The following is a 19,835-nucleotide window of genomic DNA, read 5'->3' on the forward strand; positions in this document are numbered from 1 at the left end:
CTCCTAATCGAGTGATTCGAGTTCTTCTATTATATTAAGTGCTTGTTGTTTATCGTCGAGCGATGTTTTTAACGCATCGTATAATTGTTGACGTTTTAAATAACGCGCGTACATACCGAGGTTTTCTTCGTATGCTTCGAGTACTTCTGTCGTACGTTTTAAATTATCATAAACCGCTTGTCGCGTCACGTTTAACTCATCTGCGATTTCCGAAAACTGTAAGTCCATTAAATAATAGAGCTTTACGTAATCTTTTTGCTTATCCGTTAATAAGCCGTTATAAAAATCATACAGATAGTTCATACGTAACGTCTTATTCAGTTCGTTCATCTTCAACAACTTCCTCTGCATTGTCAATCATATCTGCAAATAGTCCGTAAACATAGTTTTCTGCACTAAATATTTCGAGGTCATCGATCTTTTCTCCAAGACCGACGAATTTTACTGGAATACCGAGTTCGTTTTTAATCGCTAGTACGATACCACCTTTTGCAGTACCATCAAGTTTTGTTAAGACAAGCCCTGTTAACTCTGTTACTTCGTTAAATGCTTTCGCTTGTAACATCGCATTTTGACCAGTTGTAGCGTCTAATACGAGTAGCACTTCATGTGGTGCATTTTCGTCGACTCTTTGAATGACGCGTTTCATCTTTTCGAGTTCTTTCATTAAGTTCCCTTTATTTTGTAGGCGTCCTGCTGTGTCGACAATTAAAACATCCGTCCCGCGGCGCTTTGCTGCGTTTACTGCGTCGAACACTACAGCTGCTGGATCTGAACCTTCTTGGTGTTTAATGACGTCTGCACCGACTCTTTCACCCCATACTTCAAGCTGATTAATAGCCCCAGCTCTGAATGTATCTGCGGCTGCGAGTAATACGTCTTTACCTTCAGACTTATAGCGATGTGCAAGTTTACCGATTGACGTCGTTTTACCGACACCGTTTACTCCGACGACTAAAATAATCGTTAAATCGTCTTGCATGTTCATGCTTTCGTCTAAGTCACCGTTACGTTCGTATATCTCTATCATCTTTTCAACGATGACTTCACGGAGTTCTTTTGTTTCAGTAATATTTTTAAGTTTCGCATAATCTCGTAATTCATCTGTTAACTCCATCACCGTTTCAAAACCGACGTCTGCAGTAATGAGCACTTCTTCGAGCGCTTCAAAAAAGTCCTCATCTACTTTACGGTACGTCGCCATTAACTGGTTGATTTGATCTTGGAATTTCTCACGAGATTTTTCAAGTCCTTGTTTAAATTTATAACCGACTTGTTCTTGTTCCCACTCTTCAAATTCTTCAATCGATATTAAACCGTCTCCGTCTAAATCTGCATCTTTCATTTCATCAGTGACGGGCGTTTGTTCAAACTCTTCTTTATCTGCTTTACCTGAGAATTTCTTTTTTAAACGATTAAATAAACTCACTTAGTATTCCCCCTCAACTTCTCGTTCCTCGTATGTCTTTAAGTCTACACTAATTAGCTCAGAGACACCTTTTTCTTGCATCGTCACACCGAATAATCGGTCGCTTTGCTCCATCGTCTTTTTACGGTGAGTGATTACGATACACTGGCTGTAACGTGTTAAATGTCTTAAGTAATTTGAGAATCGTAACACGTTCGCCTCATCGAGTGCCGCTTCTACTTCATCTAATATTATAAACGGACTACTTCTCACTTCTAATATACTGAATAATAAACTAATCGCTGTTAACGCGCGCTCTCCCCCACTAAGTAGCGACATGCTCGTTAGCTTTTTACCTGGAGGTTGAGCGTATATGAGTAATCCAGCATTTAAATAATCACCCGGTTCTGTTAAGCGGAGTTCTGCTTCCCCACCGCCGAACATCGTCTTAAACACTTTTTTAAAGTGTTCATTAACGTTGTGATACGTCTCTTTAAAGCGTTCAGACACTTCATAGTCCATTTCTTTAATGACGTCGAGTAACGTTTCACGTGCTTGTAACAAATCGTCTTCTTCGTGTTTTAAAAACGTATAACGTTCGTTCACGACTTCAAACTCATCAATTGCGTTTAAGTTTACGTTACCGAGTTCGTCGATACTTTTTTTATTTAACTGAATTCTTTCGCGCTTCATGTCGATGTCTGTTAAGTCCGTATATTCTTTTTCTGCACGTTCAAACGTCATTTCATACGTTTCAGATAAGTAATCGATTTTTACACTTAACATTGATTCGACGCGTTCCTTTTTACCGTGCGTTTTACGTAGCGATTCAGAAAGTTTCTCTATCGTATCTAAATGCGACTGACGTAAATTCACGTCGTGCTTTGTTTCTTCACTCACTTCGTGTATCTCTTTTTTAAGTTGTGATGAAGAGTCTTGTAACACGTCTAACTGTTCGTCGAGTTCTAAAGATAACGTCTCTAACGCTTCGATATCGATCGACTCGTAATCTGAAGTCAACATTTCAATACGTGAATCGATATCTACAATTTCACGTTTCACTTTTAAAAGCCTTTCTTCGTAATCCGTTACTTGAGAACGTTTATATCGAAGTGTCGATTCTAATTCCGCTTGTTTTGTAAGAAGCGTTTGCTTTTTACTTTCGTATTCTTTTTCAGCCGCTTCAGTATCCCCTTGAGCTTTCGTGAGTAACTGAATATCTTTTTGAAGCGAATCGAGTGTTTTTGTTTTCTCTTCTATCGCTTTTATTAACGTCGATGCTTCCATAGTTTCAGTTGTAGAATCAAACGTTTCTTTTAATAACGCAATGCGTTCATTTGTTAATTTAATGTCTTGGTTCGTTTGTTCTAGTAACTGACTCTGTTCATCGTATGATTCTTTTAACTGAATGCCTTCAGTTTCTAGCGTGTTTAGAAGAGTGTCTAATTCTTTTAGACTGTCCTTTTCTTTTGAAAGTTCTTTAGTAAGCCTGTCGACTTCTAGCGTGTACGCTTTGATTTTATCGTCGAGTGCATCTTTTTCTTTTCGTAATTTAAGTGCTGAGTTGTTGTTTTGACGGCTTCCCCCACTGACCGCACCACCCGGGTTAAAAATTTCGCCGTCTTGTGTTACGATACGCGCTTTAAAATTTAACTCTCTAGATAATCGGGCACCGTCGTCATAATTTTCGACGATAATCGTCGTACTAAATAAGTGACCGATTAGTGCGTCATATTTCGTGTCGACTAAATCCTTTAATATATGATGCTCTACTGATGTCGATTCGAGTTTAAATACAACTTCTTGAGATAAAGATCTCCTTTGTATTGTGTCGAGTGGTAAAAACGTCGCGTAACCGAGGTTTTTATCTTTTAAATAATGGATTGCACGTTTAGCATCCTGTTCAGTTTTTGTCACGACACTTTGCGTTTGACTACCGAGTGCTGCGTCAAGTGCTGTCATATACGAACTGTCGATTTCGATAAGTTCCATGACGGCACCTAATACACCTGTGAGTTTGTCTTTACGTTTTAATACAGACTTTACGCCGCGGTAATATCCGTCGTAATTTGACATCATCGACTCATACATATCACGTTTAGATGTAAGTTGTGAGATGTAACGACTCGCTGTGTCGAATTGCTCTGTTAAAGACTTTGTATGAGACTGTTCGTGGTCACGTTTTGATTTCGTTTCTTTATACGCTTCACGCTTATTTTTTAATGATGATTCAAGTGTTGAGAGTGTATCTGTTAAACTTTTATTTTTTTCATTTAACGTGTCGAGAGACTCTTTTAATTCGTTCATGCGACGGTCTAACTCTTCGCGCTTGCTTGAATCGATTGCCTCTTGTTTTTCATAGTCTTTTAACTGGTTGTCTAAAGAAGTCTTTTCGACCATGATCGCATAATACTGTTCTTTTAATGCGTCAATATCGACGTCGTTACCGTCAACAAGCGATTGTAACGAAGCGTTGATTGTATCGATTTCTGCTTTTACGTTCGACTGTTCATCTTTCGTTTCATTAAAAGATGTACGTAATGCTTCGAGATCACGTTCTAACGATTCTTGTTCTTTTAATTTATTGCTTTTTTCTTCAGTTAAACTGTCATGTTGATCTGAACGACTCGTTTTACGTTCTTTAAATAATTCGATTTTACCGATTGTTTGTTCTTTTTCTCTAGATGCTTTGACGAACGCGTCGTGAATGCTACGCTCGTTTTCAGTTAACACTTCTCGCTTGTCGCGTAAGTTATTGATCGCAACGTCGAGTAAATTGACGTGATTTCTCGCGTCTTCAATTGTACGTTCATCGTTCGAATACGTCTCTTTTAACTGATGAAGTTTTGAAGACAGCTCTTTAATATCAAACACAGTAACTTCAATGTCGCTTTGCTTCATCTCGTTTAAAAGCGCTAAATACTCAGTCGCGATGGCACTTTCTTTTTCGAGCTTTTTAACGCGTGACTCGAGTTCACTCGTAATGTCGTGAATACGGCTTAAGTTGAGTAACGTATCATCGAGTTTACGTTCTGCTTCTTTTTTACGTGTTTTATATTTCATGACGCCGGCAACTTCTTCGATAATTTCACGGCGCGTTTCTGGTTTTTGATTTAAAACGTGATCAACTTCACCTTGAGAAATAATGTTGTATGCGTTTTTACCAAGACCAGAGTCCATAAAGAGTTCTGTCACGTCTTTTAATTTTGCGCGTTCTTTATTGATATAGTAGTTACTTTCACCACTTCTAAATAGCTCACGACGAATCGTGACGTTGTCGTAGTCAAAGTCTAACACGCGGTCTTTATTGTCTAAATTCAGTTGAACGACTGCACTGTTTTGCTTACTTCGTTCTGTCGTTCCGTTAAATATAACGTCTTCCATTTTAGACCCGCGAAATTGCTTAGCGCTCGTTTCACCGAGAACGAACCTGACAGCGTCGATAATGTTACTTTTACCACTACCGTTCGGTCCAACAACCGCAGTGACGCCGTCATTAAATTCGATCGTCGTTTTATCGGCAAACGATTTAAATCCTTTAGCTTCTATACTTTTTAAAAATACCATATTATCTTTCGGCCTTTTCTTTTAAATGATAAAACGCAACTTTTGCTGCGAGTTGTTCAGACTCTTTTTTAGAGCGACCACTGCCACGCCCGATTTCTTTATCGTTTAACGTCACGTTAGAAACGAAGTTTTTGTCGTGTGACGGACCTGTCTCTTCGAGTAAGTGGTAATACACTTCTTCTTTGTATGCTTTATGAACAAACTCTTGAAGTGCTGTTTTAAAGTCTGAAATTCCGAGGTAATCATCGCGTTCAATTTTCGGGAATACATTCACACTTAAAAACTTCCACACAGCGTCGTATCCTTGATCGAGATATAACGCACCTAAAAATGCCTCGAACATATCCGAGATAATCGACGGACGCTTTTTACCGCCTGTCTTTTTTTCTCCTGGACCGAGTAATAGTAACTCTTCCATTTTTAAGTCGTTCGCAAATATTACAAGTGAAGGCTCACAAACGATATTTGCACGCAACTTTGTTAAATCTCCCTCAGGGAAATCTTTAAACGCGTCAAATATATATTCTGAGACCATCAGTTCTAATACCGCGTCACCTAAAAATTCTAGACGCTCGTTCGAATGAATTCGGTCTAAATGAATGTTATACACGAACGAACTGTGCATAAATGCTTGTAAAAATAATTTGTCATTTTCATATTGAATCTGATGTTTCTTCATAAAAGAATCGAACTTTTTAAAAAAAGAATCGACGTGTCTTTTAGAGTCTTCATCTTGTTCGATTGATTGTAGTAATTTATCCATAATCTCACCCTAATATAGTTTACTAAACTTATGCGGTTTGTTGTAGCGATATAAAAGAAAAATCCACTTTATAGAAAGTGGATTTTGTCTATCAAATTATTGGTTTTCAAGCTTCTCGATGAAATCTAAAGCATCACCAACAGTAACGATTTTCTCAGCTTCCTCATCTGGAATCTCAGTATCGAACTCATCTTCTAATTCCATTACAAGTTCCGCAATGTCTAAAGAGTCCGCACCAAGGTCATCTTTGAAAGTCGCATCTTTCGTCACTTGATCCTCATCGATACCTAATTTGTCGACAATAATGTCTTTAATTTTATCAAAATTATCCATTCCTACTTCACCTCCTTAAAATAGTGGTCGTATCTCAGTTGTAGAGATGATTCTTAATCTTTATACCCAGTGAGCAGGTTTTAAATGCGTGATTATTGTGATTTACTCGAATCGACGGTGAAACCTAATTCTCGCCGACGATAACCTCCATAGCGACGGGGAGTTTTTCATCTCGCCGACGATTCCCCGAATCGACTGCGAAATGTTTTTTCACCGTCGCAGACAGGACTTTCGTCGGTGAAATTTTTATTCGCCGACGGGAATGATTGAATCGTCGGTGAATTTCGTGTTTTCCCGATTTTCGCCGACGATACTGCCTGAATCGACTGCGAAACCTAATTCTCGCCGACGATAACCTCCATAGCGACGGGGAGTTTTTCATCTCGCCGACGATTCCCCGAATCGACTGCGAAAAACTTCTTTCACCGTCGCAGATGAGACTATCAACAGAGAAACCTACCATCCGTCGCCCGACTACAACCATCTCATCACTCATTTAAAAGAATAAAAGCCACACCCCGCGAATGTTCGTGGCCGACCTTTATTTTCGGCACTGAAACTTGTGTTTATAATAACACAGCGGTTACGCCATGTACATTCCACCGTTGACGTGAATCGTTTGGCCTGTAATATAGCGCGCACGGTCTGATGCTAAAAATGATACAGCTTCTGCGATGTCTTCGACTTGACCGAACTGTTGTAGTGGAATTTGTTCAAGCATTTTGTTCTTTAAATCGTCGCTTAATACGTCTGTCATATCACTTTCGATAAATCCTGGTGCGACTGCGTTTACTGTAATATTTTTACTTGCGAGTTCTCTTGCGACACTTTTCGTTAAACCGTCGACTCCTGCTTTACTCGCAACATAGTTTGCTTGTCCAGGGTTACCAAGGGTTCCGACGATACTTGAGATGTTGATGATACGTCCAGATTTCGCACGGATCATCATACGAGAAACGTTTTGAATGACGTTAAACGCACCCTTTAAGTTGACGTTAATAACATCGTCAAACATTTCTGGCTTCATACGCATAAGTAGCGTATCTTTTGTGATCCCTGCGTTGTTCACAACAACGTCGAGTTGACCGTACGTATCTTTAATATGTGCGATCATCTCTTTCACTTCGTCATAGTTTTGAACTTGGCACTGATAACTTTCAGCGTTGCCACCTTGTTCTTTAATCTTCTCTACAACTTCTTCTGCTTTTTCTTTATTCCCTGAATAGTTGACGATAACTGTATAGCCGTCTTCACCTAAACGTAATGCGACTGCGCGTCCGATACCTCTAGATGCGCCTGTAACTAATGCTACTTTACTCATTGTATTCATCCACCTCTTTAACTGTATCGATATGTGCTGTGTCTACTGACTTCGTAATCTTTTTAAGTAAACCTGTTTGAACTTTTTTCGGTCCAACTTCGACAGATTCAGTTACACCAAGTTCGACTGCTTTTTTAACACATTCTACGAAACGAACTGGCGACGTAATTTGTTGAATTAAATTTTGTTTAATAATTTCTTTATCAGTTTCTGGTTCTGCGGAAACGTTTTGTATAACAGGAATTTCTGCATCATTAAACGTAATATCTTTTAAGAACGTTTCGAACGAATTTTGAGCGTCTTTCATTAAGTGTGAGTGGAATGCTCCTGATACTTTTAGCGGAATGACGCGTCTCGCGCCGTGTGCTTTTGCTTCATCTATAAATAAATCGACTTTCGCTGCATCTCCAGAAATCACGATTTGGTCTGGTGCGTTTATGTTTGCTGGTGAGACTTTTTCTTCGTCATCACTGAGTGACTCACATAACGCTTCGAGCTTGTCCTTATCCATACCGATGACTGCAGCCATTTTACCGTCTTTTGCTTCACTCATTAAACGTCCGCGCATGGCGACTGCTTTTACTCCATCTTCTAAAGATAAAACACCCGCATGCACTAGAGCTGGCAATTCTCCTAAACTATGTCCGATTAAGTAATCGCCTTTAATTCCCGTTGCTTTAAGCACCGCAAGTGAATGTGCAAATAATGCGGGTTGCGTGAACGCTGTATTATTGAGTCGTTCATCGTCTTCAGAAAACATGATCTCTTTTAAATCAAAATCAACGTAGCTAAAGATCGTATCGAGTAGTTCTTTTGCTGCGTCATTATGTTCATATAAATCCTTTGCCATTTCATGATACTGTGCCCCTTGCCCCGGGAACAAAACGAGTTTACTCATCTTCGAAAATTGCCTCCTTAATTTGTTCGATCGCGTCACTATTCGCCATTGTAATCGCGTTTCGAATCGCATTTTCTATTGCGAGAGCGTCACTTGAACCGTGCGCTTTTAAAACATGTCCATTTAAACCGAGTAACGGTGCACCGCCAAATTGACGGTAATCCATTAAGTCTTTTAATTGACCTAAATCTTTTTTAACGACGAGCGCAGATAACTTATTTAACATCGAAGATAAAAAGATTTTCTTCACTTCACCGAGTAGGCTACTTGCTGTTCCTTCGATCGTTTTAAGAACGATGTTACCTGTAAATCCGTCTGTGACACCGATATCGTATTTACCAGTTAATATGTCTCTCGTCTCAAAATATCCACTATAGTTTAAGTTTGAGTCTTGAAGTAACTGGTGCGTCTCTTTAGTCAGTGGTGTTCCTTTAATATCTTCACTACCGTTATTGATGAGACCGATTGAAGGATTTTTACGTCCACGAATGTTTTCCATATAAATAGACGCCATATGCGCAAACTGTAATAAGTGCTTTGGCTTATTTTCAGAGTTTGCACCGAGATCGAGTAAGAGCATGCCTTTATTATTCGTCGTCGGAATCATCGACGCGAGCGCTGGACGCTCGATTCCTTTAATACGTCCGATGACGAATAATCCAGCCGTCAGTAAGGCACCTGTGTTGCCTGCAGATACGAAAGCATCTGCTTCCCCTTCTTTCACTGCTTTTGCCGCACGTATAATCGATGAATCTTTTTTACGACGAACTGCACGTACTGGATCGTCTTCACTTGTAATGACCTCTGTCACTTCTACGAATTTCACTCTATCGTGCGTCTCAGTCCAACTACCTGCTGTTCCGAACGCTAAGATTTGAATATCTTCATATTTCTTTAATGCTGATTTAATACCATCGACAATTGCTTCTGGTGCGTGGTCTCCACCCATCAGATCGACTGCGATTGTTTTCATTCTATTTCACCTTCATTTTCAAAATGCATGACATAATGTCCAATAAATACTGTTTCATCTTTTACATATGATTCCACTAATATAAGTGCTTCATATGGTTTAATTTTTAATACGGTCGCTTTTGCGACAATCTTATCTCCGACTTTTGCCGGTTTTAAATATTTTACGTTTGCTTCCTTTGTCAGCACCTTCTTTTTACCGAGTACTGCCACAGCAAGTGAGTTTGCTTGACCAAATAGGAAGTGTCCACGAGCGATATTATAATTTAAAAATGCGTGTTCTTTTTCAACTGTAAAAAACGAAGACGCTTGTTTGTTCACTTCAATTTGTACCAGTTCACCGATGACATCTTGAAGCGGAATACTTTTAATTTCTTCAGCATTCTTTTTAGCGACTGCTTGAACTCTGACACGCAGTTCTGGAATATTTAAAACAGAACGGTCCAGACGAATCGTTTGAATCGAAACGTTCAAATCGTTTGCGAGTGTTTCATCTGTTAAAAACGGATCCTCGTCCAATCGCCTCACAATTTCTAGACGGCGTTCATCTTTCTTTAACTTTGCCACATTATCTCCCCATTTAGTAGTTGGTGCTAAAATTAGTATATAAAATTAATAGATACTTTTCAATCTTTTACATTATTTCAGATGAAAAAAATCGTGAATTTTTTGTTGCGTTAAACTAATTGAGTGGTCGTTTACAGAAATGTGCGTTGTGTAAAATTATTTTTTATTCTTTAACGTAAAAGCGATTTGCGTAAAATTGTTTTTCATCTTTTAACGTAAATGCGAGTTGCGTAAAAAGGGTTGCCGATACGTTGACGGGTAGCATCTAATCGTCAAATAAATCGAGTTGTCGTTTACACAAAGGCGATTTGCGTTAAATTGTTTTTCATCTTTTAACGCAAAAGAGATTTGCGTAAAAAGGGTTGCCGATACGTTGACGCATTCCCTCTAATCGTCAAACTAATCGATTGTCCGTTTACACAAAAGCGATTTGCGTAAAATTGTTTTTCATCTTTTAACGCAAAAGAGATTTGCGTAAAAAGAGTTGCCGATACGTTGACGCATTCCCTCTAATCGTCAAACTAATCGATCTACCTTTAACACAAAAGCGATTTGCGTAAAATTAAGCAGGATAACCGAAGTCTTCGATGCTTCTCTTCCTGAATTCTCAGATGAAAAACCTCCGGAATCTTGAGTTGCGTTAAACTAATTGAGTGGTCGTTTACGCAAACGTGCGTTGTGTAAAGTTGTTTTTTATTCTTTAACGTAAAAGCGATTTGCGTTAAAGGGTTCGCTATTACGTTGACACAAACGCTCTAATCGTCAAACTAATCGAACTACCTTTAACACAAAAGCGATTTGCGTAAAATTAAGCAGGAAAAACCGCTTCTCCTCCCGAATTTTCCGATGAAAAACTACTCGCGTATTCCATTACGCGTAAAATAACACGACCAAGCAACCAGCAAAAACAAAAAAAGTGATTCTTACGAATCACTTTTGATTTCTGCTTGGACGATGAGTCGCTTTTCAAATAGTAACGTATCTGGGTTATAGTCTTCACACGTGATGAGCGTTAATATTTGCGGGTCGCCTTCTGATTGTTGGAGTATATCGACGCGGTCTGGTGTGACTTCAAAGATGTCGGTAATTTCGTATTCTCGTTTACCGTCTCGCGTTATAATTTCTATCGTGTCACCTTTTTCTGCTCGGTCGATATAGTTAAATCGTATCCCGGCACCTTCTACTCGGTGGCCAGCGATTGGGACGTTTTGCATGTCGAGACTATCTGTTGACTCTAACATACTGACGCCATTTCGTAGTTTTTCTTCAGTTAATTCTCCGTAATAAATCGGCTCTGAAATTCCGGCAGATTCGATTTTTATAATCCCTGCCATATCGTCTTTAATTTTAACCCCTTGTTTGTCTCCAGGTTCTATTCCAGTAATAAACTTTTCTAATATATTTACATTGACGTTGTCATCACCGTTTTCGTAGGCTTCGATGATTCTATCGTTTACGATATCTGTGAAAAATGCACGGATATCTTGCCAGAAGAATAAGACAAGTGCCGTCATGATAAGTAGTACACCTAAAATTCTAGTAAATGATCTCATATCACTGCTCCTTAAATAGTTTAATGGCTTCACTTCTCGCAACTTCTAATATTCTATAGTCGTGTACGAGATCTGCAACTTTAAATTCTGGGAGCCCACTTTGTCTCACACCAAAAAAGTCTCCCGGCCCGCGCATCTCTAAATCTCTTTCAGAAAGGACAAATCCATCTGTCGTTTCTGTCATAATATTCATGCGCATTTGTGCTTGCTCAGTTTTACCCTCACTTATTAATATACAATAACTTTGTAAATCATTTCTACCTACACGACCTCGAAGTTGATGTAACGTTGATAAACCAAATCGCTCTGCGTTAAAAATCGTCATCACTGTCGCATTTTTAACGTTGATACCAACTTCAATGACCGTCGTTGATACGAGTATCGGTGTTTCAAGCGATTCAAAGCGCGCCATCGCTTTCGCTTTCTCCTCAGGTTTCATACGCCCATGGACGAGCTCGATTTTATCTTCACCGAACGTTTCTCTAAACATATGATACACTTCTTCAGTCGTCATTAAATCGAGCACTTCTGATTCTTCGATTAACGGCGCAACGACGTAAATATTACGTCCAGCATCCATTTCTTTTTTGATAAACGCGAATACTTCGTCGATTTCTTTTTCTTTTTTCCAAAATGTTTTGATCGGCAACCTACCGGCAGGCATCGTCTTTATAAGAGAGACGTCCATATCTCCGAATGCTGTGATCGATAGCGTTCTTGGGATTGGTGTTGCTGTCATATATAATACGTTTCGACTTTTGGCTTTTTTAATTAATTTCTCTCGCTGATTTACTCCGAATCGATGCTGCTCGTCGATAATGACGAGCCCTAAATCTTTAAACACGACGTCATCTTCAAAAAGTGCATGCGTACCGATAATTAAATCGATGTCTCCATTTTTTAATGCTTCTTTTATACGACGTTTTTCACTCGGTGTCGTCGTCCCTGTTAATAACTCGATTGTAAGCTCATCGTTAAACGCTTCGACTAAACTTTCATAATGCTGGTTAGCAAGCACTTCTGTCGGCACCATAATCGCACTTTGTTTATGTGCAGTTTTAAGCGCATAGACTGAAATTCCGGCAACGATCGTCTTACCGCTTCCGACGTCCCCTTGCAGCAGACGGTGCATATTAAATTCACTAAGTAAATCTCTACAAATGTCGTTCACACTTGTCTTTTGATCTTTCGTCAATTCAAACGGTAACGTACCGATAAACCGCTTCAGCTTATCAATATCATATTTTATAATTGATTCTTTTTGTGGCACGCGTTCTTGCTTACGCTTTTCGATGATTTTTACTTGGAACATAAACAGTTCATAAAACTTCATCGTACGTCTTGCTTTTTGAAGTTCATCCATATTATCCGGAAAATGGAGATGATACAGCGTTTGTTTAATCGGCATCAGTTTATATTTTTTGATTAAATACTCCGGTAAATCTTGATTAAAAATATGTGTTCGAAACACTTCTTTTACGATATTACCAAACGTCTTATTATTCATCACTTTATTTAACGCATAGCGCATATCCATCGTATCGCCGTTCGGTTTTATAATACTTCTACCTGACATCTCTTGTTTAGGCTTATTAAATTTACCGTGGACGTTTATCGTATCTCCGACTTCGATTTGTTTTTTTAAATACGCCTGATTAAAAAACGTCACTTTTATGTAGACGTTGTTCGTTTCCATATGAAAACTCATCCGGTTTAACCCTTTTCGTAAATACGTCACCGTCGGCTCCGTTTTTACGACACCACTCACTGTAATGACTTCTTCTAACTTTACGGAATTCACGTCTGTCGGATTTTGGTCGACGTACGAATTCGGCAGATGAAAAACTACATCATTCACCGTATGAATACCAATACTATTTAATTTTTCTTCGGTCTTTTTACCGACACCTTTTAACGTTCCGATAGAAGCAGATGGCGTGATCACTTCATATAGCTCTGTCATATTATGACCCGATTAACTCTTTTTTCAGTCGTTCGCCTGTCGGAGTTGCTGCGAGTCCTCCGCGACCTGTTTCACGTAAGTGTGATGGCATCGTTAATCCGATTTTAAACATCGCTTCGACGACTTCGTCTGCTGGGATTCTAGATTCTATTCCAGCGAGTGCCATATCTGCTGCTGTTAGTGCGTTAGATGCACCAGCTGCATTACGTTTAACGCACGGTACTTCAACGAGACCTGCGACTGGATCACATACGAGGCCGAGCATATTTTTAAGTGCGATAGAAAACGCATGTGTACACATTTCTGGCGTGCCTCCAGCCATTTCAGTGACTGCTGCAGCCGCCATTGCTGACGCACTCCCGACTTCTGCTTGGCATCCACCTGCAGCACCTGAAATACTCGCATTGTTCGCGACGACCATTCCAAATGCACCTGCTGTAAATAGAAACTTTACCATCTCTTCACGCGTTGTTTCTGGATATTTTTCTTTCATCGCAAATAATACACCTGGAACGACACCCGCAGACCCTGCAGTTGGTGTTGCACAAATTTGCCCCATCGCAGCGTTCACTTCATTTGTAGAAACAGCGTTCATAATCGCGTGTAGTGTTAAATTTCCACTTAACCCGCGACCCGATTCGATATAGCGTCTCATTTTTACTGCGTCTCCGCCTGTTAGACCAGTCGTACTTTCTACACCTTCAAGCCCTTCTTTTACTGCATTTTCCATCGTGTCTAAGTTGTATTCCATCTGCTTATAAATATCGTCATAGGATAGTCCTGATGTTTCCATTTCTTGAGCGATCATAATATCTGCGATTGATTTTTGTTCAGTTTCTGATCTAGAAATCAGTTGGTTAATACTATTAAACTCTTGCATCTATTACGCCTCTTTTCCTTTTAATTCTATGACACGCTCGACACCTTCTACTTGTTCAATTCTCTTCACTGTCGATTCATCACATTTTGAATCGATTTCTATCGTCATAAGCGCAGTTTGACCGACTTCTTTACGCGATACGTTCATCGTTCCGATGTTGAGTGCTTCATCTTTTAAAATACTTGTAACGTTCGCAATCGTCCCGAAGCTATCTTTATGAAATACGAGTAGCGAATGTAAATTACCAGATAAAGAAATCGGATAGTCGTTAATAGAGACGACTTGAATCATCCCACCACCAATTGACACAGCTTCAACCATTAACGTGTCGTCTCCTTTAAATAAGTGGAGAATAGCTGTATTCGGGTGACTCTTTTCTTCTGGCATCTCTATGATTTTGACGTGCATATTTGCTTTTTCGGCTTCTTCGTAAGCGTTTTTAATTCTTGAATCTTCAGTACTAAACCCGAGCACTCCTCCGATTAATGCGACGTCTGTTTTATGACCTTTATATGTTTCTTTAAATGAACCGTATAAGTATATATCGACTTTGTCTGGCTGTTGTTTAAATAAATTACGTGCTGTTTGTCCAATTTTAACTGATCCAGCCGTATGAGAACTTGATGGACCAATCATCACAGGCCCGATAATATCAAACACACTATTATATTTCATAATTTCACCTCTTATTAAAAAACCACATCGATATTATCGATGTGGCTATATTGATTACTCTACAGAAATTAAATAACTGTATACCGGTTGTTTACCGTCGTGAATTTCAAATTCAACGTCATGCGATTCTTCAAACTGTTCAGCGAGTGCTTCAACGAGTGCTTCATCGCTTCCTTCACCTGTAAAGATCGTTACGATTTCTGAATCGTCATCGATCATTGTTTCAAGTAAGTTTTCGAGTGTAACTTTGACGTCTTTATTACATGAGATAATTTTCCCATCGACGATACCCATATGTTCGTCTTTTTTAATTTCAACGTCATCGATTTTCGTATCTCTTACTGCATACGTCACTTGACCTGTTTTCACTTGGTTCATCGTGTCGATCATCGTCTCTTTGTTTTCTTCGAGACTTGCATCTCCATTAAACGTAAACATTGCAGACACACATTCAGGAATCGAACGTGTTGGAATTACAACAGCCTCGACATCTAATAGTTCAGCTGCTTGTTCTGCTGCCATGATGATATTTTTATTGTTCGGCATGATGATAACTTCTTCGACGTCGTCATCTTTAATAATATTGACGATGTCTTCAGTTGATGGGTTCATCGTTTGACCACCGCTAATTAAGTGTGTAACACCGATACTCTTAAGGAGGGTATCAATACCTTCCCCACTTGATACTGCGATAATTGCCGTTTTAATTTTTTCTTTTTTCTTTTTCGCTTCACGTTTAGCTTCTAACGCTCTAAACTGTTCGCGCATGTTTTCGATTTTAATCTTAATGATTTCACCGTACTCTGCACCGTATGATAGTGCTTCACCTGGATGGTCTGTGTGTACGTGAACTTTTACGATTTCATCATCGTTAATAACGAGTAATGAGTCACCGAACTTATCCATATCGTTTCTAAATGATGTTTCTTCGAATGGTTTTTTATCTTTACCGAAACGTACCATGAATTCTGTACAAAAGCCGAATTCGATATCGTCGACTGACATAAACTCATCAAATTCGTGTTCATCGTTTACGAACTCTTCTGTATTGACAGGCTCTCCTGAAGTGCTTGACGTCTCTTCTACGTCTTCACCTTTTAACGCTTTTAAAAATCCTTCATAAACGTATACGAGTCCTTGTCCACCTGAGTCGACAACGCCCACTTCTTTTAGAACTGATAATAGATCTGGTGTACGTTTTAAAGATTCTTTCGCTTCTTCTAAAACAGCTTCCATAATTTTAACGATATCTGTTTCGTTTTTAGCGACTTCTTCTGCTTTAGCGCCTGAGTCTTTAGCAACTGTTAAAATCGTACCTTCAACAGGTTTCATAACTGCTTTATATGCAGTTTTCACACCTGCTTGGAATGCTTCACTAAATGCATGATGATCGATTTCTGCTAACTCTTCGACGTGTTTAGAAAACCCTCTAAATAATTGAGATAAAATAACGCCTGAGTTTCCTCTTGCGCCCATTAATAACCCTTTAGAGAAATGTTTCCCAACTTCACCGACGTGGTTGCTCGTTAAGTTTTCTACTTCAGAAGCACCCGATACAATAGATAACTTCATATTCGTTCCTGTGTCTCCATCCGGTACTGGGAAGACATTCAGTGAATCAACATATTCCGCATGCTTTTTTAAATTTTTCGCACCATTTAAAATCATCTTGCGAAAGAGTTGTCCATCTATTTTATTCATTTTTAAAAATCCTCCCTAACTACTCATCCGAATCAATGATTCTGACACCTTGAACATGAATATTCACAGAATCAATTTTTAGTCCTAATGTTTTTTCTAACGTATACTTAACTGTAGATTGTACGTTCGATGCAACTTCGGAAATCTTCACACCGTAAAGTACAATAATATATAAATCAATTTTTAAATTTTCGTTTTCATTATCTACGACGACACCGCGTGCGTAGTTCTCTTTACCAAGTAATTCCGCAAAGCCATCTCTAAATGTTTTCGATGCCATACCAACAACGCCGTAACTTTCACTTACGACGCCACCAGCGATATTTGCGATTACATCTGTAGACACTTCAATCGTGCCAAGTTCATTATTAATTTTTAGTGACATAAACTCACTCCTAATTCATCATTTTATTATAGATTTAAACACACTATTTGACAACCCCTGTTCAAATCCGCATGATTAAATACAACGATATTATATTTGTTATTGTGTTTTAAACGATATTCATGTATTATATTATAGTATTCGCAGATAAGAATTATCAATTAAAAACAATGAAGGGGTGGGACGAATGGCTAAAGTATGTTACGTTACAGGTCGTCGTGCTAGATCAGGTAACAACCGTTCTCACGCACTAAACGCAAGTAAAAGAACTTTTGGTGCTAACTTACACAAAGTAAGAATTTTAGTAGATGGCAAACCTAAACGTGTTTGGGTTTCAGCTAGAGCGTTAAAATCTGGTAAAGTACAACGCGTATAATTAAAATAATAAAAGAGATTTGTGCGATAGAATCGTACAAATCTCTTTTTTTGTGTATACACATGCAAGATTTTGGGTTGGATCTGTGACTTTGGTCGGAGTAGGTTTTTAATCTTCTATATTAGTTGGATTTTTGGTTTAATTTTACCCAAATCCAATTTGTGTTAAAAGCGTTGTGCGTTCGTTGACAATTAAAGTTTTTGCGTGCAATTATCTAGGCACCCTTTGACGTATTCGAGAGTTGTGTAAAATTAAATTTATTTCGTTTACGCAACGGGCGTTTCCGTTAAAGGCACCTTCGTTAATTTAACAAGATTAAAAACCGAGTCGCTATTAAGCAGTTTTTATGCTGGAAAAGTGACGGTGGCAGGACTGTTTTCTGTTTAATTTAACGCAAATCTGATTTGTGTTAAAAGCGTTGTGCGTTCGTTGACAATTAAAGTTTTTGCGTGCAATTATCTAGGCACCCTTTGACGTATTCGAGAGTTGTGTAAAATTAAATTTATTTCGTTTACGCAACGGGCGTTTCCGTTAAAGATACCCTCGTTAATTTAACAAGATGAAAAACCGAGCTGCTGTTAAGCAGTTTTTATGCTGGAAAAGTGACGGTGGCAGGACTGTTTTCTGTTTAATTTTACGCAAATCCAATTTGTGTTAAAAGCGTTGTGCGTTCGTTTACAATTAGAGATCTTGCGTAAAATTATCGAGGTACCCTTTGACGTATTTCGCACTTGTGTAAAATTAAATTTATTTCGTTTACGCAACGGGCGTTTCCGTTAAAGGCACCTTCGTTAATTTAACAAGATGAAAAACCGAGTCGCTATTAAGCAGTTTTTATGCTGGAAAAGTGACGGTGGCAGGACTGTTTTCTGTTTAATTTTACGCAAATCCGATTTGTGTTAAAAGCGTTGTGCCTTCGTTGACAATTAGAGTTTTTGTGTAAAATTAACAACTCACCCTTTGACGTATTCGAGAGTTGTGTAAAATTAAATTTATTTCGTTTACACAAAAACTTTTTCCATCAACACCTTAGCCAATTTGTTAACAATTACCCCAACCCCAGCGCAACCCCAACACCCATGCAACCTCTCACCCGAACTATCTGTTTCACTAAATGAAAAAAGACGAACTAATATTTTAAGTTCGTCTTATCTAAAGAAACTCATGATATATATGACGATCATCGCGACAAATATCGCTGGGATCATGTTTCCGACACGTGTTTTTGTGATGTTCATCATGTTTAAACCGATCGCAAAGATAATGACTCCTCCAGTTGCGCTGACTTGTTTTGTCATCGTTTTTAATACGTCTTCTGGTATGAAGTGCGCAAATCCTTTTGCGCCGAGTGTAATGAGTCCTTCATATAAAAATGTAGGAATACCAGCAATGATGACGCCGAGTCCATATGTCGTTGTCATAACGAGTGCGATAAAGAAATCCATAAATGATTTCGTGTATAAGACTGTATTGTCACCGCGCATCCCTGCGTCTAGTGCTCCGACGATTGACATCGCTCCGATTATAAATATCATCGTTCCAGAGACGAGTCCTTGCGAGATGTTTCCTGCGTTTTTATCGCCTAGCTTAAATTCCAGCCAGTGCCCAATACCGTTTAGTTTGTCTTCTAGCTTTAAGTACTCACCGATCGTCACACCGACGATTAAACTTAACAACGTGACAATAACGTCTGTCGATGAGGAAATCATCTGAATTCCAAGCGCAATAATAACGAGTCCTTGTGCTTTTAAAATTGAATCTTTCACATGTTCGGGGATAAAAGTAAATATTAACCCGAGTGAACCACCGATAATAATGGCGAGCCCGTTGACGAGTGCACCAAGTAATATCATACTTTCATCTCCTAACTTCTGTCGTTTGAATAAATCGCGATTACTGGTTGATTCGTTTCAACCGTCGCAACGTCACTTGCAAATTCATTAGATACTGTTAAGGTACTTCCAATAGACGTAGTGACTTCTCCATCATACTTAAATCCGTCTAATTTTAAAACTGTGTCGTTAAAAATTGGTATAAAAGAAATATATTGATACCCGAGATGTTTTAGTTCACGACAACCTTCGACTTTAAATATAATATTTAAATCATTGATTAGCCTGACGTCGACATCTTTAAATTTCTCATTTAAAAGTAGCTGAATGTTCATTAACTCATGATCAATACGGTCACCTAATGCACCGTATACGTCGATTTTTTTGTAACCTTTATCGACAAGATCAAATAACGCAAGCTCGCTATCCGTATAATCCTTTTCACTATTGACTGCATGGATTTTAAGTTTTGATTCAATGAAGTCTCGTTCTTTATCATTTACTGAATCGTAATCACCGTAACAAAATTTCGGTGTAATACCAAGTTTAAGTAACTGATACACTCCGCGGTCGACCCCGACATAATCTCCAGAAATTTTTGGAACGCTCACTTCTCTCATCACTACGTTAGCTTTCATATA

General features: G+C 38.8%; 18 protein-coding genes. 1 reads left to right on the forward strand and 17 read right to left on the reverse strand.

Annotated features, from left to right (window positions below):
• Positions 1-3: 3 nt before the first annotated feature.
• The 15 genes from BBS29_RS02705 to BBS29_RS02775 form a co-directional block, all read right to left on the reverse strand.
• Entirely contained in the window at positions 4-336 is a 333-nt protein-coding gene (locus tag BBS29_RS02705; RefSeq protein WP_143861251.1) for a putative DNA-binding protein, read from the reverse strand.
• A complete protein-coding gene (ftsY, locus tag BBS29_RS02710; protein ID WP_068128810.1) occupies positions 314-1,429 on the reverse strand; it encodes a signal recognition particle-docking protein FtsY in 1,116 nt (371 codons plus the stop codon). Before ftsY ends, BBS29_RS02705 begins: the two co-directional genes overlap by 23 nt.
• Positions 1,430-4,975, reverse strand: a complete 3,546-nt coding sequence (gene smc, locus BBS29_RS02715; protein WP_068128812.1) for a chromosome segregation protein SMC — start codon at positions 4,973-4,975, stop codon at positions 1,430-1,432.
• A 1-nt stretch (position 4,976) separates the two neighbouring features.
• The gene (gene rnc, locus BBS29_RS02720; protein ID WP_083286891.1) at positions 4,977-5,738 is read right to left on the reverse strand and encodes a ribonuclease III; all 762 of its coding nucleotides are present in this window, start codon (positions 5,736-5,738) and stop codon (positions 4,977-4,979) included.
• A 96-nt stretch (positions 5,739-5,834) separates the two neighbouring features.
• Positions 5,835-6,071 carry an acyl carrier protein gene (locus BBS29_RS02725; protein ID WP_040929198.1) on the reverse strand — a complete coding sequence of 79 codons (237 nt, stop codon included), beginning with the start codon at positions 6,069-6,071 and terminating at the stop codon, positions 5,835-5,837.
• 583 nt (positions 6,072-6,654) lie between these two features.
• Positions 6,655-7,392 carry a 3-oxoacyl-[acyl-carrier-protein] reductase gene (gene fabG / locus BBS29_RS02730; RefSeq protein WP_068128813.1) on the reverse strand — a complete coding sequence of 246 codons (738 nt, stop codon included), beginning with the start codon at positions 7,390-7,392 and terminating at the stop codon, positions 6,655-6,657.
• Positions 7,385-8,290: an ACP S-malonyltransferase gene (fabD, locus tag BBS29_RS02735; RefSeq protein ID WP_068128815.1), complete on the reverse strand. Its 906-nt coding sequence runs from the start codon at positions 8,288-8,290 to the stop codon at positions 7,385-7,387. Before fabD ends, fabG begins: the two co-directional genes overlap by 8 nt.
• The gene (gene plsX, locus BBS29_RS02740) at positions 8,283-9,263 is read right to left on the reverse strand and encodes a phosphate acyltransferase PlsX (RefSeq protein WP_068128817.1); all 981 of its coding nucleotides are present in this window, start codon (positions 9,261-9,263) and stop codon (positions 8,283-8,285) included. Before plsX ends, fabD begins: the two co-directional genes overlap by 8 nt.
• Positions 9,260-9,829, reverse strand: a complete 570-nt coding sequence (gene fapR, locus BBS29_RS02745) for a transcription factor FapR (protein WP_068128819.1) — start codon at positions 9,827-9,829, stop codon at positions 9,260-9,262. Before fapR ends, plsX begins: the two co-directional genes overlap by 4 nt.
• Before the next feature lie 923 nt (positions 9,830-10,752).
• On the reverse strand, positions 10,753-11,382 hold the full coding sequence (locus tag BBS29_RS02750) for a sortase (RefSeq protein ID WP_040929204.1): 630 nt from the start codon (positions 11,380-11,382) through the stop codon (positions 10,753-10,755).
• A 1-nt stretch (position 11,383) separates the two neighbouring features.
• Complete coding sequence (gene recG, locus BBS29_RS02755; RefSeq protein WP_068128821.1) at positions 11,384-13,345, reverse strand: ATP-dependent DNA helicase RecG; 1,962 nt, start codon at positions 13,343-13,345, stop codon at positions 11,384-11,386.
• A 1-nt stretch (position 13,346) separates the two neighbouring features.
• Positions 13,347-14,225 carry an L-serine ammonia-lyase, iron-sulfur-dependent, subunit alpha gene (sdaAA, locus tag BBS29_RS02760; protein ID WP_068128822.1) on the reverse strand — a complete coding sequence of 293 codons (879 nt, stop codon included), beginning with the start codon at positions 14,223-14,225 and terminating at the stop codon, positions 13,347-13,349.
• A 3-nt stretch (positions 14,226-14,228) separates the two neighbouring features.
• Positions 14,229-14,900, reverse strand: a complete 672-nt coding sequence (gene sdaAB, locus BBS29_RS02765; RefSeq protein ID WP_068128824.1) for an L-serine ammonia-lyase, iron-sulfur-dependent subunit beta — start codon at positions 14,898-14,900, stop codon at positions 14,229-14,231.
• A 54-nt stretch (positions 14,901-14,954) separates the two neighbouring features.
• Positions 14,955-16,601 carry a DAK2 domain-containing protein gene (locus tag BBS29_RS02770; protein WP_068128827.1) on the reverse strand — a complete coding sequence of 549 codons (1,647 nt, stop codon included), beginning with the start codon at positions 16,599-16,601 and terminating at the stop codon, positions 14,955-14,957.
• Positions 16,602-16,620: 19 nt separating this feature from the next.
• Positions 16,621-16,986 (reverse strand): Asp23/Gls24 family envelope stress response protein, encoded by a 366-nt coding sequence (locus tag BBS29_RS02775; protein WP_040929209.1) that lies wholly within the window; start codon positions 16,984-16,986, stop codon positions 16,621-16,623.
• A 187-nt stretch (positions 16,987-17,173) separates the two neighbouring features.
• Here BBS29_RS02775 and rpmB point away from each other — a divergent pair, with 187 nt between their 5' ends.
• Positions 17,174-17,362, forward strand: a complete 189-nt coding sequence (rpmB, locus tag BBS29_RS02780; protein WP_040929210.1) for a 50S ribosomal protein L28 — start codon at positions 17,174-17,176, stop codon at positions 17,360-17,362.
• Between the two features lie 1,148 nt (positions 17,363-18,510).
• Here rpmB and BBS29_RS02785 read toward each other — a convergent pair.
• Both BBS29_RS02785 and BBS29_RS02790 read right to left on the reverse strand, forming a co-directional pair.
• Complete coding sequence (locus BBS29_RS02785) at positions 18,511-19,215, reverse strand: DUF554 domain-containing protein (protein ID WP_068128829.1); 705 nt, start codon at positions 19,213-19,215, stop codon at positions 18,511-18,513.
• An 11-nt stretch (positions 19,216-19,226) separates the two neighbouring features.
• On the reverse strand, positions 19,227-19,832 hold the full coding sequence (locus BBS29_RS02790; protein WP_068128830.1) for a thiamine diphosphokinase: 606 nt from the start codon (positions 19,830-19,832) through the stop codon (positions 19,227-19,229).
• Between the last annotated feature and the right edge of the window lie 3 nt (positions 19,833-19,835).

This window comes from Nosocomiicoccus ampullae (assembly GCF_001696685.1).
GTDB classification, from domain to species: Bacteria; Bacillota; Bacilli; order Staphylococcales; family Salinicoccaceae; genus Nosocomiicoccus; species Nosocomiicoccus ampullae_A.